Annotated in this window: 2 protein-coding genes; both read right to left on the bottom strand. The window is 36.8% G+C overall.

All coding sequences use genetic code 11. From position 1 onward, the window contains the following. Positions 1 to 107, bottom strand: a 107-nt coding sequence (locus tag JEM65_RS20845; protein ID WP_199603639.1) for a type II toxin-antitoxin system PemK/MazF family toxin, incomplete at its 3' end; no start/stop codon positions are given. After that, a complete protein-coding gene (locus tag JEM65_RS20840; RefSeq protein WP_199603612.1) occupies positions 98 to 343 on the bottom strand; it encodes an AbrB/MazE/SpoVT family DNA-binding domain-containing protein in 246 nt (81 codons plus the stop codon). The genes JEM65_RS20845 and JEM65_RS20840, both read right to left, overlap by 10 nt. Positions 344 to 826 lie beyond the last annotated feature (483 nt).

The raw sequence follows: 826 nt of genomic DNA, 5'->3' as shown, positions 1-826 counted from the left end.
TTTATTTCGTCTGGCGATAAGATTACACAAGGACGTGTTTTTTTGATTTCACTACCGATTGTTGGGTCTAGATTTACCAGAACGATGGAATATTGGTTTAATTCCATTCCTCAAAGTTTTCATCCTCGAACACATCACTGAACAATAAACGATCATCATTGTTTTTCCTCATTTTTTCAAAAGCCTTGTCCCAATTCTTTCTCGGACTATCGATTGGTTTCAGGATTATTTGTCCTTTTTCCAAAATCATTTCGACCTTGTCCTTGATATTATACTTTTCCAAAATGGTTTTGCTCAAACGCAAGCCTTTGGAATTTCCGATTTTGATGATTGCTGTTTCCATAACTTTATTGTGTGGCTACAAAGTTATTACATTTTATGGAGTTTACAAATTTATTTGGTATTAATGACAACATATGTATATATAATATAGAATGACATATATCTCCCCTATGCACCCCATGCCATTTCTGTTTGCCGTTCTCAAATATACCCGATTCCTATAAAGCATCCAAGGTCCATTTCTTACAGTTCACATCTCAAATGTATAAATTTGAAATCTAAAATGGCACTCCCAACTAATTGGGGGTCAAATAAGCCCCAACTTTAAAACTAAACGACAAAAACAAGGGATCCTAAATTCAAACCACAAGCAAAGCACTTAACAAGTTATAGAACAAGACGGTTCTATACTACTAGGCCGCCCAGAACAGCACAACCTCCAAATTTCCTTCCCTTGACCCAATGTTTTACCCATAAACGGCAAACCAACCAGATGCGTCAACACAGTATTCAGCTCTGGCCAACTTACTCATGACCGAAGGGA

This window comes from Gelidibacter salicanalis, assembly GCF_016469035.1.
Taxonomy (GTDB): Bacteria; Bacteroidota; Bacteroidia; order Flavobacteriales; family Flavobacteriaceae; genus Gelidibacter; species Gelidibacter salicanalis_A.
This window is presented reverse-complemented; position numbering and strand designations above follow the sequence as displayed.

Excerpts from the sequence above, each read along its gene's own strand:
- JEM65_RS20840 (WP_199603612.1), bottom strand. The coding sequence starts at position 343 with ATGGAAACAGCAATCATCAAAATCGGAAATTCCAAAGGCTTGCGTTTG.